The sequence below is a fragment of the Primorskyibacter sp. S187A genome (genome assembly GCF_049800955.1).
GTDB lineage: Bacteria > Pseudomonadota > Alphaproteobacteria > Rhodobacterales > Rhodobacteraceae > JAKVBH01.
This window is the reverse complement of the sequence record NZ_JBNAGA010000001.1, coordinates 717,987-733,213: the sequence shown is the minus strand read 5'-3', so window position 1 is coordinate 733,213 and position 15,227 is coordinate 717,987. Positions and strand designations below refer to the sequence as shown.

Sequence of the window (15,227 nt, the reverse complement as noted above, 5' to 3'; positions counted from 1 at the left end):
TCTGGCCTTCATCTTGCCAGAAAAACTCTGGGGAGGTCCAAACAGCGTTTGGACCGGGGCAAAGCCCCGCACAAAAAAAGAGCGCGAGGGCCCGAAGGCCCTCGCACATCAAAAAATCGCTACAGATCCGGGATCAGTGCTTTTTCTTTTTGGGCGGCATGAGGTCGGTGATTGTGCCTTCAAACATCTCCGCCGCGAAGTTCACGGTTTCCGACAAGGTCGGATGCGCGTGGATCGTATGGCCGAGGTCAATCGCATCAGCGCCCATCTCAATTGCGAGGCAGGCTTCCGCGAGCAGATCGCCTGCATTGGTGCCAACGATACAAGCACCGATCACGCGCTGATCTTCGGGATCAAAGAGCAGCTTCGTAATGCCTTCCGAACGTCCGTTTGACAGCGCCTTGCCGGACGCGGCCCAAGGAAAGACCCCCTTCTCAAACTTGATACCTTTGGCTTTGGCTTCCGTCTCCGTCACGCCGCACCACGCCACTTCCGGGTCGGTATAGGCAACCGAGGGGATCAGACGCGCATCAAAATGGCGGTTCTCACCGGCGCACACCTCTGCGGCGACCTTGCCTTCGTGCACGGCCTTGTGGGCGAGCATCGGCTGACCCACAACATCACCAATAGCGAAGACATGGGGAACACCCGTGCGCTGCTGGCTATCCACCGCGATGAAGCCGCGCTCATCTACAGCCACGCCCGCAGCCTCGGCATTGATCAGCTTGCCATTGGGCTTGCGGCCTACAGCCACGAGGATCTTGTCGAAGGTATCCGTGGTCTGCTCGCCCTTGTCGTCCTCAAAGGTCACCTTGAGACCTTTCTTCTGCGCCTCAACGGCGGTGACTTTTGTCTTCAGAAGAATGTTCTCGTAGCGACCCTTGATGCGGGTGTGCAGCGGTTTGACGATGTCCTTGTCCGCGCCTGGGATGATCTGATCCATCAGCTCAACCACGGTGATGTTGGAGCCAAGCGCATCATAGACGCAGGCCATCTCGAGCCCGATGATGCCACCGCCAAGAATGAGCATCCGTTTCGGAATGTCCTTGAGCTCAAGCGCACCTGTTGAGTCGATGATCCGGTCGTCTTCGGGAATGAACGGCAGGTTCACCGGCTCGGAGCCCGCAGCGATAATGCACTGATCAAACGACACAGTGGTCTTCTTGCCGTCGGCATCGGTCACGTCGATCATGTTGGGGCCGGAGAAGGTTCCCATCCCGCGCACGACCTTGACCTTGCGGCCTTTGGAAAGCCCGTCCAGACCGCCCGTGAGTTGCCCCACAACGCTGTCCTTGAAGCTGCGCAGCTCATCAAGATCGATCTTGGGCTTGCCGAAAGAGACGCCATGGGCACCCATTTCCTCGGCTTCCGTGATGACCTTGGCCACGTGCAGAAGCGCCTTGGAGGGGATACAGCCGACGTTCAGACACACCCCGCCGAGCGTCGGGTTCTTCTCAATGAGGATCACCTTTTTGCCAAGATCCGCCGCACGGAACGCAGCCGTATAGCCCCCCGGGCCGGAGCCCAGTACAACCACTTCGGCATGCTCGTCACCGGCACCAGAGGCGGTGCCCGTGGCAGCCACCGCAGAGGGAGCCGCAGCTTGAGGCGCCTCTGCTGGCGCTGCGGGTGCGTCTGCCGCCCCGGCCCCTTCCAGGACAAGGATCAGCGAGCCTTCGGAGACCTTGTCGCCTTCGGCAACCTTGATCTCCGCCACTTTGCCCGCGGCAGGAGAAGGCACTTCCATCGTGGCCTTGTCGCTCTCCAGCTCGATCAACGGGTCTTCTTCGCTGACCTCATCGCCGACAGAGACAAGGATGGAGACAACGGGGACTTCATCGAAATCGCCAATATCAGGTACTTTAACGTCCATCGATCTGTCTCCTTACCACATCAACTTGCGCATATCGCCCAAGAGCGTCTTGAGCGTCACGGTAAAGCGCGCAGCCAAGGCGCCATCGACGGCACGGTGATCATAGCTGAGCGAGAGCGGCTGCATCAGGCGCGGCACAAACTCTTCGCCGTTCCAGACCGGCGCCATTTTCGAGCGTGTCAGCCCGAGGATGGCCACTTCCGGCGCATTCACGATGGGCGTGAACGAGGTCCCGCCAATGCCGCCCAGCGACGAGATCGTAAAGGTTGCACCCTGCATGTCCTTGGACTTCAGCTCGCCTTCGCGCGCGGCTTTGGAAAGCGTCATGAGTTCCTTGGAAATCTCCACGAGGCCCTTGCGGTCCGCATCCTTGATCACCGGCACCATCAGGCCATTGGGCGTGTCTGCCGCAAAGCCGATGTTGTAGAAATCCTTCTTGATCAGCTTGTCGCCATCGGGATGGATCGAGGAGTTGAATTCCCAATGCTGCTTGAGCGCGGAGACAGAGGCCTTGATCACAAAGCTGAGCAATGTGACGCGGTAGCCCTCTTCCTTGGCCTGGGTGTCCATCTCCTTGCGGTACTTGTCGAGCTCGGTGATGTCCGCCTCGTCATTATGGGTGACGTGGGGGATATTGAGCCAGGAGCGGTGCAGCGCGGGGCCGGAGATCTTCTTGATGCGGGGCATCTCGACATCTTCGACCGGGCCGAACTTGGAGAAATCCACGACCGGGATTGGCGGGATGCCCATGCCACCCGAGGCCGCGCTACCGGAGGCCGCCGCAGGTGCTGTAGTCGCCTTGAGGAAGGCGGTCACGTCTTCGCGCAGGATGCGGCCCTTGCGGCCCGATCCGTTGACTTTGGAGAGGTCAATCTCGAGTTGACGCGCAAAGGCACGCACGGAGGGCGAGGCATGGGCCTTGCCAAATCCCGCATCCGTGACGGGCGCCGGTGCGGCGGCTGGTGCGGCGGCAGCGGGGGCCGGCGCGCTGGCCGGTGCACTGGCCGGTGCGGCTGCGGGAGCGTTTGCTTCGGCAGGGGCGTCTGCTGCGCCATCTGCCTCCAGCATCAAGATCAGCGAACCTTCGGAGACATTGTCCCCTTCAGCCACCTTGATCTCAGCCACCTTGCCTGCCGCGGGGCTGGGCACTTCCATGGTTGCTTTGTCGGACTCCAGCTCAATGAGCGGATCTTCTTCGGCGACCGTATCACCTACGGCGACGAGGATCGACACAACGGGGACATTGTCAAAATCGCCAATGTCAGGAACGGTTACTTCAATTGCCATTGTATTATTCTCCTGTCCCTACGTTCACACGAGACGCGGGTTCGGCTTTTCGCCGTCGATGTCGTATTTGCTGAGCGCTTTTTCGAGCTGCGCCTTGGTGATTGCCCCTTCGCGGAAGAGATCGACCATGGCGGCGGCTGCGATGTGATTGGCATCCACCTCGAAGAACCGGCGCAGGTTCACACGGCTGTCGGAGCGGCCAAAGCCGTCGGTCCCCAGCACGGTGTAGCGGCCAGGCACGCAAGGCCGGATCTGTTCTGCGAAGTTCTTCATGTAATCGGTCGCGGCAATGATCGGGCCTTTCACGCCCTTGAATTGCTGCGACACGAAGCTCACTTTCGGATCGTCCAGCGGATTGAGGCGGTTGTGGCGCGCCACATCCTGACAATCCCGGCCCAGCTCGTTGAAGGACGTGGCCGACCAGATATCCGCACTCACACCGAAATCTTCCTCCAGCATCTCCGCCGCCTTCATCGCCTGGATCAGGATCGTGCCGGAGCCCATGAGATTGACGTGCTTCTTGCCGGGTTTGGCGACCTTCTTGAGGCGGTAGAGCCCTTTGATGATGTCCTCCTCGACGCCCATGGGCATGTCGGGGTGGCTGTAGTTCTCGTTCATCAGCGTGAGATAGAAGAACACGTCTTCGTTCTGCTCATACATCCGCTTGAGCCCGTGATGCACGATCACGGCGACCTCGTGTTGGAAGGTCGGGTCATAGGTGATGCAATTGGGGATGGTGCTGGCCAGGATATGGCTGTGGCCGTCCTCGTGTTGCAGACCTTCGCCGTTGAGCGTCGTGCGCCCGGCAGTGCCGCCCAGCATGAAGCCCCGTGCGCGGCTGTCGCCTGCGGCCCAGGCGAGATCGCCGATCCGCTGGAAGCCGAACATCGAATAGTAGATGAAGAACGGGATCATCCCCACGCCGTGGTTGGAATAGGCCGTTGCGGCAGCAATCCAATCGGCCATGGCGCCGGCCTCGTTGATGCCTTCCTGGAGCACCTGACCGGTCTCGCTCTCCTTGTAATAGGACATCTGATCACGGTCTTCGGGCGTGTATTGCTGGCCCTTGGGATTGTAGATCCCCACCGACCGGAAGAGACCTTCCATCCCGAAGGTGCGGCTTTCATCGGGCACAATCGGCACAATGTTCTTGCCGATTTTCTTGTCGCGCAGAAGCGTCGTCAGGATTCGGACGAAGGCCATTGTGGTGGAAATCTCACGCTCGCCCGTTCCGGTCAGCTGACCTTTGAAGGTCTCGAGCGGCGGGATTTCCAGCGCGGGATAGTCAGAGGTCCGTTTCGGGAATTCTCCCCCCAGCGCCTTGCGACGGTCGGCCAGATAAGCCTTTTGCGCATTGTTGAGCGCGACGAAGGGCGCGTTTGGCAGGTCCTCGTCAGAAACGGGGATCTGGAACCGGTCACGCATGGCGCGCAGCTGGTCTTCGGCCATCTTCTTTTGCTGGTGGGTGGTGTTTTGTCCCTCACCGGCGGTGCCCATGCCATAGCCTTTGACGGTTTTGACCAACAGACAGGTCGGCTGATCCTTGGTCTCCGTAGCCTTCTTGAAGGCCGTGTAGACTTTTTGAGGATCATGGCCACCGCGCCGCAGCGCCCAGATCTGCTCATCACTCCAGTCTTCGACCAGAGCCGCTGTCTCGGGATATTTGCCGAAGAAGTGCTCGCGGATGTAGGCGCCATCTTTCGACTTGAACGTCTGGTAATCGCCGTCGACGGTTTCTTCCATGAGCTGACGCAGCTTGCCGGAGGTGTCTTTCTCCAGCAGATCATCCCAGCCACGGCCCCAGAGCAGCTTGATCACATTCCAGCCCGCGCCGCGGAAGCCGCCTTCGAGCTCTTGCACGATCTTGCCGTTGCCGCGCACCGGACCATCGAGACGCTGGAGGTTGCAGTTGATCACGAAGATCAGGTTGTCGAGGCCTTCGCGCGCTGCAAGATCAATCGCGCCGCGGCTCTCGGGTTCGTCCATCTCGCCATCGCCCAAGAAAACCCAGACCTTGCGGTCCGCCATGTCGATATGGCCGCGGTTGTGCATGTATTTCATGAACCGCGCCTGATAGATCGCCATGAGGGGACCAAGACCCATCGAGACGGTCGGGAATTGCCAGTAGTCCGGCATCAACCAGGGGTGCGGATAGGAGGACAACCCGCCGCCATTCACCTCGGAGCGGAAATTCTCCAGCTGCTCTTCGCTTATGCGGCCTTCCATGAAGGAGCGCGCATAGATGCCGGGGATCACGTGGCCCTGGAAGAACACCAGATCTCCGCCATGGATGGCGGATTTGGAGCGCCAGAAGTGGTTGAGGCCAATGTCATACATCGCGGCTGACGAGGCGAAGGAGGCAATGTGGCCACCGTACTCAGAACTCACTTTGTTACGCCGCACCACGGTGGCCATGGCGTTCCAACGGTTGATCGTGCGGATGCGCCATTCCATCTCCAGATCGCCCGGAAACTCATATTGGTCATCCACGGGGATCGTATTCTGATAGGGCGTCGTTGCCGAAAATGGCAATGTTGCGCCCGCAGCGCGTGCCTTTTGAACCGCCTTGTCGAGCAGGTAATGGGCCCGGTTTGCACCGTCGCGCGCGATCACATCTTCGATCGCGTCTTGCCATTCCTGGGATTCGACAGGGTCGATGTCTTGGAGATGGTCTGTCATCTGTCCTCTTCCCTTCCAGTCCGGAGCCTTGCCACTCCGTAGTCGTTCATTGCTAAACTAGTTATTCCGTGCTCGCTCAACCCGGTGAATTGACGCAGGAGCACTTACCTTGTTTATGGTGCTATCAGCTTCCCTGCCCCTGCGTTAGCCCCGGTTCGGAATACCCCCCATGCAACAGATGCATGCGTTCGTTTAAAGGTGAACTATATAGATACATGGGTTCAAAAACAAAAAAGAGAGAAGAACTAATCCTCTCTCTTTCAGTGCCTTAACCAAATTCACAGATCACGCGTAATGCTTACAGCGCGATGTTTTACCGAGACCTGGGTTAAATGAATTCGTCGGATCGCAGGATTTGTAGTGCTCCACGAGATCCGGTTTGGCCGGATAGAGATGGCCCACGTTGTGCTCGGCGGGATATTCCGCGCCACGCTCATCCAGCAAGGCCAACATGGCCGCTTTCAGAGCCTTGGGATCGGACCCTTTCTTCACGATGTAATCCTGATGCAGAACGTGGCAGAAGAAATGCCCGTAGTAGAGCTTATAAGCGATCTGGTCGTCGATCTCAGGCGGCAGAACTTCCAGCCAGCTCTCCTCATTGCGCTTTAGCGCGATATCGAGGGCCAGAATATCTTCCACTTCAGACGTGTGAATATTCTGATACCTGATGGCCGCGCCTGCGGCGGCAAAACGGTTCAGCCCTGCCAGCTTGGCCTCGCGGCCGTCACATTCAAAGAAATCCCCCGATGTCTTGGCGAAAAAGTCCGACAGGTAACGGCGCGCTTCATCAATGCCGCCATCGCGCATCTTGAGAATGAGATGATGTTCATAGGCATCGCGATAGGCGCGCAGCCGTTTGGGTAGATGATTGGGCATCACCTTGGCGAAGAGCTGCATGACCTTATCCGTCAGCCCACGGGTCAGCCCAAATTTGTTGAGCCGCGCATCCACAGCGCCCTTCATGGCGAAGAACATCGGCAACTTGTCGGTGCCCAGCCAGTCGATCATCAGCACGGTATCTTTGCCGTAGCGATCGGAGATATCAAAGCAATCGCGCTGCATATACTCGCCAGAGACGGGCACGTGATCAAAGTTCTTCAGGATGTGGCGGCGCAGGGCGGTCAGCTCTCCGGGATCATTGGTCCCGATATAGAAGGTCGCCTCGCTGTCATTTATCGGGTAGGTGTCCAGGCGGACCGCAAAGACGGCCAGTTTGCCCGCACATCCCGCGGCTTCATAGAGACGGCGCTTGTCGGCGTTGAAGCGCGCCGGGCTGTCGGCATCCACATCGCGCACGCGCGTCTCGTATTCCGTATCCGACGCACGCTTGTTCGTTGCCTCCAGATCTGCGTCCGTGAAACGGCCTTCCTGCACCCGTGTCAGGATCTCTTCGGGCGTCTCACCAAGGTTGATGCCGAGGTGGTTGACCAGTTCCAGTTGGCCTGCATCATTGATGCGCGCATGCAAGGAAAGCTCGGTATAGGAAGGGCCGCGCTCGATGAGCGAGCCCCCTGAATTGTTGCAGACACCCCCCACGATAGAGGCGCCAATGCAGGAGGACCCGATGACCGAATGCGGTTGACGCCCGAGCGGTTTGAGCCGTTTTTCCAGCGCGAAAAGCGTGGCACCCGGCAAGGAAATGACCTGCTCGCCGCCTTTGATCGTGTGCAGCGCATCCATGCGGCGCGTGTTGATCAAAACGACATCGCGGTCATAGGTGCCTTTGGGGGTAGAGCCTTCGGTGAGCCCAGTATTGGCGGCCTGCATAATGACAATCTTGTCGGCGGCAACACAGGCCTGCAAAACCTTCCACTGCTCGAGAACCGTGGCAGGCTGCACCACACACAGCGCCTCTCCTTCCCCTGAGCGAAAGCCCTTGCGGAAGCGCTCGGTGCGTTTTTCGCCCACGAGACAATGGCGTTTGCCGACGATGCCTCCAAGCTCTGCGATCAAAGCGTCATTGGTCATGGGTCTTGCTCCTCCGTAAAAGATGCCCGGCGCGCATATCGCGCCGGACCGTAGCGATGGGCGCTAGTAGGCGACCGAGGGCAGCCAGGTGGCCAGCGCCGGGATCAGGAAGACCAGGGCCAGACCTGTCAGCTGCAGGATCACAAAGGGGATCACGCCTTTGTAGATATGCATCAGCGAGATTTCCTTCGGCGCCACACCCTTGAGGTAGAAGAGCGCGAAGCCCACAGGCGGCGTCAGGAACGAGGTCTGTAGCGTCACCGCGACCAAGATCACGAACCACAACAGCGCAGGCTCATCGATCGCCCCGAAGCCGGGGATATCCATGCCCAGCCCATTCACGATGGGGCGCATCAGGGGCAGAACGATCAGCGTGATCTCGATCCAGTCGAGCACGAAGCCCAGAAGGAAGACGATGAAGAGGATCACGAGGATCGTACCTGTCGGGCCAAAGCCAGTGGACAGGATCATCTCTTCGATCAGCGCGTCGCCGCCCAGTTCCCGCAGGACATAGGAGAAGACCGTCGCCCCCAGGAAGATCGCAAAGATGTAGGCGGTCGTGTTGAAGGTCGACACGCAGACATTGAAGAGCTTCTTGAGCGAGAGCTTGCGATAGCCGACCGCCAGCGCTGTCGCACCCAGAGCCCCAATACCGGAGGCTTCCGTCGGCGTACAGATGCCCGCAAAGATCGAGCCCAGCACGGCGAAGATCAGGCCCAGTGTGGGCAAAATCGCCAGCATCACTTCCTTGACCACAGCCCAATCGGGGCGCTGCGCGCCTTCGGGTGCAGGCGCCATATCGCGCTTCAGGTAGGAGATCACGAAGATGTAGGTCAGATACAAAACGCCGATCAGGATGCCCGGGAAGAGCGCCGCCATGAACAGATCACCCACAGAGAGGGCCATCTGGTCGGCCATGATCACAAGCATGATCGAGGGCGGGATCAGAATACCCAGGGTTCCGCTCGCGGAGACCACACCGGTCGCGAGCGTCTTGGAATAGTTCTGCTTCATCATCGCGGGCAGCGACAACACACCCAGCAGGACAACGGACGCGCCGATGATGCCGGTGGAGGCGGCGAGGATGATGCCGATCATGGTCACAGTGATGGCAAGACCACCGCGTGTGCGCCCGAAGAGCTTCTGCATGGACGTCATCAAACGCTCGGCCACACCGGATTCGTCCAGCATCAGCCCCATGAAGATAAACATCGGCAGCGCCACGAGGACGGCATTGGACATGGTGGCGTAGACCCGGTTCACGGTCGCGCCCAGTGTCAGATAATCAAGGCCCGTCAGTGTCTCTTCGAGACCGGTCCAGTTCATCATGCCATTGTCGAACAGGAACGCCAGGCCACAGAAGGCCACGCCCACGCCCGCCAGCGTCCAGGCCACGGGATAGCCCGTGAAGAGCAGCGCCACGAAGGTCATGAACATCGCGATCACGAGCTTTTCTTCGGTGGTGTGCACGGTGAAGGTCAACGCTGTCGCAACGACCGCAAAACCGACCAGCGCCCAAAGGATCAGGCGGATGGACTTGCCTTCCCGCTCGGAGGCAGGGCCCGCAAGCAGAGCGTGTCCGTCATGGATCAGGCGCGCCAACGCAGCAAGGGCCAGAAGGATGAAAGACAACGGGATCAGCGCCTTGAAGGCCCAACGTGCCGGCAGGCCTGTCGGGCTGTCAGAGCGTTCATTCACGCGAAAGCTTTCGTAGAAGTAGTCATAGCCCTGGTCCACCATCAGGTAGATGAAGGGAGAGAGCAGCGCGAGAATACCAATGACTTCGATGATCCGCTGCGCCCGCCGGGATACCTGACCATGCAGAATGTCCACACGCACGTGGCTATCTGTCACCAGCGCATAGGAAATCCCGATCATGGTCACCATGCCGTAGAAGTGCCACTGCAACTCGTCGAGCTTGGGATAGTTGATGTTGAACGCATAGCGCATCGAGACCTGCACGACGATGGCCGCAATCAGCAGCACATTCGCCCACATGACCACATGGCCCACGGATTTGACGAATTTGTCGAGGCCAACGGCCACCGCCTGATTATCCGTATCCTCATGTTCGAGGATATGCTCGTAGACGTCGATGGGATCGTCCGTCAGAGCGTTGTCTACTTGATTTGCCATGAATAATTCCCCTCCTCGGAACGGTCTCAATGCCTTGGCGAAAAACCGAAATACCGGCTCTTGGCAAAAGCGTAATCAGGTGGGGCAAAGGCGGGCAGATGAATTGGGAGGTAAAATCTGCCCGACCGATGCGATGGAGATGGAGACCACCCCCACCATCAAAGAGAGAGGCCGGATCGCTCCGGCCTCAAAGCGCTGCGATTACTTGCGCGGCAGGAAGGCGTTTTCCTTCCAGATCGCGTAGCCGTCGCGGAACTCGTTCATGTTGGTCAGGACCTTGGCAAAGAAGGGGTCATTGGCCGCTTCTTCCGCTGCAACGTCTTCCCAGGTCTGACGGAAGGTGGCGAGCATCTCGTCATTCCAGGTTTTGATCTGGACGCCGTTGTTCTCGACATTGTCGATCAGAGCCGCGTGCTGGATGGCTTCGCCTTCGGCAAAGCTGTCCGCCATGGAGGCTTTACAGGCGTTGGTGATGATCGCCTGATGCTGCTCGGAGGCCTCATTCCAGACGTCTTTGTTGATCATCAGCTCAAACACGGTCGCCTGCTGGTGCCAGCCGGGGAAGTAATTGAATTTCACGAGCTTGTGGAAGCCAAGACGGGCATCAATCGCAGGCATGGAGAATTCGGTCGCGTCAATCGCGCCTTTTTCCAGAGCCGGGAAGATCTCACCACCGGGCAGGAGCGATGTGGCCACGCCGAGTTTCTGCATGACTTTGCCGCCCAGACCGAAGAAGCGCATCTTCAGACCCGAGAGGTCTTCAGGTGTGTTGATCTCGGAGGCGAACCAGCCCGATGTTTCTGGCGCGATGACGGCGCAGGGCATGACATGCACGTTATAGCCGGCCTGGTCATACATCTCTTGATACAGATCGAGACCGCCACCGTAGTAGAGCCACGCCATGTATTCACCGGCTTCGGGGCCGAAAGGCACAGCGGAGAAGAGCGGCGCTGCGGGGATTTTGCCTGCCCAGTAGCCTGCTGTCGTGTAGCCGGAATTGATCTTGCCCGAGGAGACCGCATCGAGGATCTCAAACGGGGGAACCAGCTTGCCGGGCTCATAGACTTTCATGCGCAGCGTGCCGCCGGACATCAGGTCCAGTTGCTCTGCAACGCGCGGGATGGGTGATCCCAGACCAGGAAGGGCTGTCGAGAACGCAATCGGCGTTTTCAGCAGGAGTTTGTCCGCCGCCATGGCGGCCGGTGCGGTCAAGATGGCGGCCGCAGCGGCCATGCTCACGAGGGTCTTCTTCATTGGGGGTATCCTCCACAAAATTCCTTGGGCACTGGCCCGGCGTGTCCTCCCTTAGGTCACGCTTGGTAGAGGTTTATTAAGTTGACCTCTGTTACTGGTCAAGTCTCTGAACCTCTTGTCGCATCCTTACCTAACTCCAGAAAACATAATTTGATCTGTGTCAGTTTTGCGCTGAGCGCATAGCGGATATGCGGATTATACTTTTGAAAAATATGTATAATTGACCTTTTGCCGCAGATTATCATTTCCCAAAGAATCGCTTGCTCTTGACGCCGCCGGTGGAGCATTTAATTTACCACTGAGGACCTTTTTGCGACAATCGACCACAGGGACCAGGGATGAAACAGAGTGCCAGCGCCGCTTTTGACCGTGTCGGAAACGAGGGAATCGCCCACACGATTGCGCATCAGATCGAAGAAATGATCGTGACCGGGGCGCTGCGCGAGGGCACACGCCTGCCGCCTGAGCGGGAATTGGCGGCCTCCATGGGGGTTTCCCGGCCCAAAGTACGCGAAGCGCTCAAACAGCTGGAAGACGATGGGCTGATCCATATCCGCCATGGCGAGGGCACCTTTGTCGCCGATCTCATCGGAGCGGCTATGTCGCCCGCGCTGGTCAGCCTCTACTCGAAACACCAAACCGCCTTCCGCGATTATCTCGAGTTTCGTCGCGAACAGGAAAGCTTTGCCGCAGCGCTGGCCGCCGAGCGCGCCACAGCCGAAGACAAAGAGACCATTCGCGAGGCCATCGCGACGCTGGAAGCCACGCAATCCAGCATTGATCGGGCCGCCTCCATGGAAGCGGATGTGCACTTTCATCAGGCCATTGTGGACGCCAGCCACAATTCTCTCATGGTCCACACGATGCGCTCGATCTACGCGCTCATGCGCAGTCACGTGTTCTACAACCGCGATTTCCTGCGCTCCATCGATGGCACCGGCGAAGCCCTTCTCGATCAGCATCGCGCCATTGCAGAGGCCGTGCTCGAGGGCAAACCCGAAGCGGCTGCCGACGCGGCCGCTGAACATATCGAATATGTCGCCGAGAGCTTCGCCGTGCATGCCCTCCGACGCCGGCGCGAAATCGTGGCCCAACGGCGGCGCCAATTGCTGGGTTTGAACTGATCCGGAGAGGCCAGCTGCGCCAGTGATCTGACGGATATCCCCTTCCCCGCCCCCGCGCGCTCTGGCATATTGGCCGCAATCAACAAAGATGAGCAGCTGCCATGGCCAACGATCTTCTCTCTGGCGCGTCAGAGACCAATTATGACGCATCCTCCATCGAAGTGCTGGAAGGGCTGGAGCCTGTCCGCAAGCGCCCCGGCATGTATATCGGCGGCACCGATGAGCGCGCGCTGCATCATATGGTGGCCGAGGTGCTCGACAATTCGATGGACGAGGCCGTCGCAGGCCATGCCAATCGCATCGAAGTTGAGCTGCACGACGATTACGCCATCACAATCCGCGACAATGGCCGCGGCATCCCCATCGATCCGCATCCCAAGTTTCCAGACAAATCTGCGCTGGAGGTGATCCTCTGCACGCTGCACGCAGGCGGCAAGTTTTCCGGTGAGGCCTATGAGACCTCAGGCGGCTTGCACGGCGTTGGCGCATCGGTCGTCAACGCGCTCTCCGACAGCATGGTCGTGCAGGTCGCGCGCAACAAGGAAGTGTTTGAGCAACGCTTTTCGCGTGGCATCCCACTTGGGCCGGTCGAAAAGATCGGCATGGCGCCCAACCGGCGCGGCACGACCGTGACCTTTCACGCCGATGAGGAGATTTTCGGCAAGCACCGCTTCAAGCCCGCGCGCTTGCTCAAGATGGTGCGCTCCAAGGCCTATCTCTTCTCCGGCGTCGAAATCCGCTGGAAGAGTGCGATCTCGGACGGCGAGACACCGCAGGAAGCCACCTTTCACTTCCCCGGCGGTCTCAGCGATTACCTGACCGAGACCCTGGGCAGCGCCTCCACCTATGCCGACAAACCCTTCGCCGGGATCGTGGATTTCAAGGAGAAGTTCAACGTGCCCGGCAAGGTCGAGTGGGCGATCAACTGGACGCCCTCGCGCGATGGTTTCATCCAGAGCTATTGTAACACCGTGCCCACGCCTGAGGGCGGCACCCATGAGGCGGGCTTCTGGGCTGCGATCCTCAAGGGCATCCGCGCCTATGGCGAGCTCACGAATAACAAGAAAGCCGCCCAGGTCACCCGCGATGATCTCATCACCGGGGGCTGCGCGCTGGTTTCCTGCTTTATTCGTGAGCCGGAATTCGTGGGCCAGACCAAGGACCGTCTGGCGACCACGGAGGCGCAGCGGCTCGTCGAAGGCGCCGTGCGCGATCACTTCGACAACTGGCTCGCCGCCGATACCAAAAGCGCGGGCGCGATCCTCGATTTCCTCATCCTGCGCGCCGAAGAACGCCTCCGCCGGAGGCAGGAGAAAGAGACCGCCCGCAAAACCGCAACGAAGAAACTGCGCCTGCCCGGCAAGCTCGTGGATTGCTCGGCCACGAACCGCGAGGGCACGGAGCTCTTCATCGTCGAGGGCGACAGCGCGGGCGGCTCCGCCAAGATGGCGCGGGACCGCAAGACCCAGGCCCTCCTGCCCCTGCGCGGGAAAATCCTCAACGTTCTGGGTGCGGCCAGCTCCAAGCTGGGCTCAAACGCCGAGATCAACGATCTCACCCAAGCGCTCGGCGTCGGTCTGGGCACAAAGTTCAACGTCGACGATCTGCGCTACGACAAGATCATTATCATGACCGATGCGGATGTGGACGGCGCCCACATCGCAGCACTCCTGATGACGTTCTTCTTCACGCAAATGCGCCCGATGATCGATCAGGGTCACCTCTACCTCGCCTGCCCGCCGCTGTTTCGCCTGACCCAAGGGGCCAACCGGGTCTATTGCCTCGATGAGACGGAGCGCGACGACTGGCTCGAAAAAGGCCTCGGCGGCAAAGGCAAGATCGACGTCTCGCGCTTCAAGGGCCTGGGCGAAATGGACGCGAAGGATCTCAAAGACACGACGATGAACCCCGAGACCAGGAAGCTGATCCGTGTGTCCATCGACGAGGACGAGCCCGGCGAGACCGGCGATCTGGTGGAGCGCTTGATGGGCAAGAAACCCGAGAAGCGGTTTGAGTATATTCAGGCGAATGCGAAATTTGTTGAGGAGTTGGATGTTTGAGCAATCATCATCTGTGCATTTCTCTGCGAAGATTTAAGGTCGCGGAATTAAGGCGATCACTTCGGCGCTCGTATGATTTAGTTGATGATTGGGATGAGGTTTATTTGTTACTGGGCAAGCTTGAGCGATTGTCTCGGCTTGCTTTCATAAAGTCTTTTGGGTCTGCACTCACAGCATTGCTTGTTTTTATTAATTTTGAAAACGGGCGTGAAGTGTCGGTTCAGCTTGGCGAATTCGAAGTGTCGATAAGGGCTTCATTCTTACTGACGTTTTCGAGCTTGTGCTTCTTTGTCGGCGCAATGCAGCTCAATAATTGGAGTATTTTTTTTGCGACAAAGAACAGCTATTTTCCGCGCCCGTGGCAGAGAGACTTTTCGTCAAATGCCTTTTCTGCACTGCAAGAAGAAGATGTTATGGGAATGACAGCGCCCATGGTGTTGTCTAGTTTTTGGAAACCGAATCATCCTATCTTCTCTCTCGCGTCCATTGCTGTGACGTTAACAGTTCTGTCTCTTACTCTACCTCCAATCGCGGCCACCATTTGGATGGTAATGCAACACGCTGCAGGAATAAGCATTGGAAGTACGCTGAGCTCTCTCGATATGATAGCGCATGGAATAGGCTTACTGGCATTGTTCACGACTTACCTTCTGATCCTCGCATTTCACTTTCCACTTCCAATTAAGAAAGACAGGCAGGGAATTCGCTGGGGCGTTTTGGCCCCTTTGGCTAAGGACGCTGGCCATCCGATGAAAAAGAAATGGCTCCGCGAGGAAGAATGACCGCTTAAACCCACGGGATGGCGCTGCAGCCTCGGCTTTATCCCCTGTATTCTTTCCAAACCCG

General features: G+C 58.6%; 9 protein-coding genes. 3 read left to right on the top strand and 6 right to left on the bottom strand.

All coding sequences use genetic code 11. The features are described 5' to 3' along the window. Nucleotides 1-133: 133 nt before the first annotated feature. From lpdA to ACP15S_RS03720, 6 genes are all read right to left on the bottom strand, one after another. On the bottom strand, nt 134-1,873 hold the full coding sequence (gene lpdA / locus ACP15S_RS03745) for a dihydrolipoyl dehydrogenase (RefSeq protein ID WP_425038235.1): 1,740 nt from the start codon (nt 1,871-1,873) through the stop codon (nt 134-136). 12 nt (nt 1,874-1,885) lie between these two features. Then, the gene (gene aceF / locus ACP15S_RS03740) at nt 1,886-3,160 is read right to left on the bottom strand and encodes a dihydrolipoyllysine-residue acetyltransferase (RefSeq protein ID WP_425038234.1); all 1,275 of its coding nucleotides are present in this window, start codon (nt 3,158-3,160) and stop codon (nt 1,886-1,888) included. A gap of 24 nt (nt 3,161-3,184) precedes the next feature. Next, nucleotides 3,185-5,839 (bottom strand): pyruvate dehydrogenase (acetyl-transferring), homodimeric type, encoded by a 2,655-nt coding sequence (aceE, locus tag ACP15S_RS03735; protein ID WP_425038233.1) that lies wholly within the window; start codon nt 5,837-5,839, stop codon nt 3,185-3,187. A 285-nt stretch (nt 5,840-6,124) separates the two neighbouring features. After that, the gene (gene dld / locus ACP15S_RS03730) at nt 6,125-7,807 is read right to left on the bottom strand and encodes a D-lactate dehydrogenase (protein ID WP_425038232.1); all 1,683 of its coding nucleotides are present in this window, start codon (nt 7,805-7,807) and stop codon (nt 6,125-6,127) included. 63 nt (nt 7,808-7,870) lie between these two features. Further along, nucleotides 7,871-9,943, bottom strand: a complete 2,073-nt coding sequence (locus tag ACP15S_RS03725; protein WP_425038231.1) for a TRAP transporter large permease subunit — start codon at nt 9,941-9,943, stop codon at nt 7,871-7,873. A gap of 201 nt (nt 9,944-10,144) precedes the next feature. Next, nucleotides 10,145-11,197, bottom strand: a complete 1,053-nt coding sequence (locus tag ACP15S_RS03720) for a TRAP transporter substrate-binding protein (RefSeq protein ID WP_425038230.1) — start codon at nt 11,195-11,197, stop codon at nt 10,145-10,147. A 338-nt stretch (nt 11,198-11,535) separates the two neighbouring features. Between ACP15S_RS03720 and ACP15S_RS03715 the strand changes: the two genes are divergently transcribed. The 3 genes from ACP15S_RS03715 (at nt 11,536) to ACP15S_RS03705 (ending at nt 15,163) form a co-directional block, all read left to right on the top strand. After that, nucleotides 11,536-12,321, top strand: coding sequence for a FadR/GntR family transcriptional regulator (locus tag ACP15S_RS03715; RefSeq protein ID WP_425038229.1), 786 nt, complete (start codon nt 11,536-11,538; stop codon nt 12,319-12,321). A gap of 101 nt (nt 12,322-12,422) precedes the next feature. Then, the gene (gene parE / locus ACP15S_RS03710) at nt 12,423-14,381 is read left to right on the top strand and encodes a DNA topoisomerase IV subunit B (protein WP_425038228.1); all 1,959 of its coding nucleotides are present in this window, start codon (nt 12,423-12,425) and stop codon (nt 14,379-14,381) included. Beyond that, nucleotides 14,378-15,163 (top strand): hypothetical protein, encoded by a 786-nt coding sequence (locus tag ACP15S_RS03705; protein ID WP_425038227.1) that lies wholly within the window; start codon nt 14,378-14,380, stop codon nt 15,161-15,163. Before parE ends, ACP15S_RS03705 begins: the two co-directional genes overlap by 4 nt. Nucleotides 15,164-15,227 lie beyond the last annotated feature (64 nt).

Coding starts and splice junctions, on each gene's coding strand:
- dld (WP_425038232.1), bottom strand. CDS start 7,807: ATGACCAATGACGCTTTGATCGCAGAGCTTGGAGGCATCGTCGGCAAA.
- parE (WP_425038228.1), top strand. CDS start 12,423: ATGGCCAACGATCTTCTCTCTGGCGCGTCAGAGACCAATTATGACGCA.
- ACP15S_RS03725 (WP_425038231.1), bottom strand. CDS start 9,943: ATGGCAAATCAAGTAGACAACGCTCTGACGGACGATCCCATCGACGTC.
- ACP15S_RS03720 (WP_425038230.1), bottom strand. CDS start 11,197: ATGAAGAAGACCCTCGTGAGCATGGCCGCTGCGGCCGCCATCTTGACC.
- aceF (WP_425038234.1), bottom strand. CDS start 3,160: ATGGCAATTGAAGTAACCGTTCCTGACATTGGCGATTTTGACAATGTC.
- lpdA (WP_425038235.1), bottom strand. CDS start 1,873: ATGGACGTTAAAGTACCTGATATTGGCGATTTCGATGAAGTCCCCGTT.
- aceE (WP_425038233.1), bottom strand. CDS start 5,839: ATGACAGACCATCTCCAAGACATCGACCCTGTCGAATCCCAGGAATGG.
- ACP15S_RS03715 (WP_425038229.1), top strand. CDS start 11,536: ATGAAACAGAGTGCCAGCGCCGCTTTTGACCGTGTCGGAAACGAGGGA.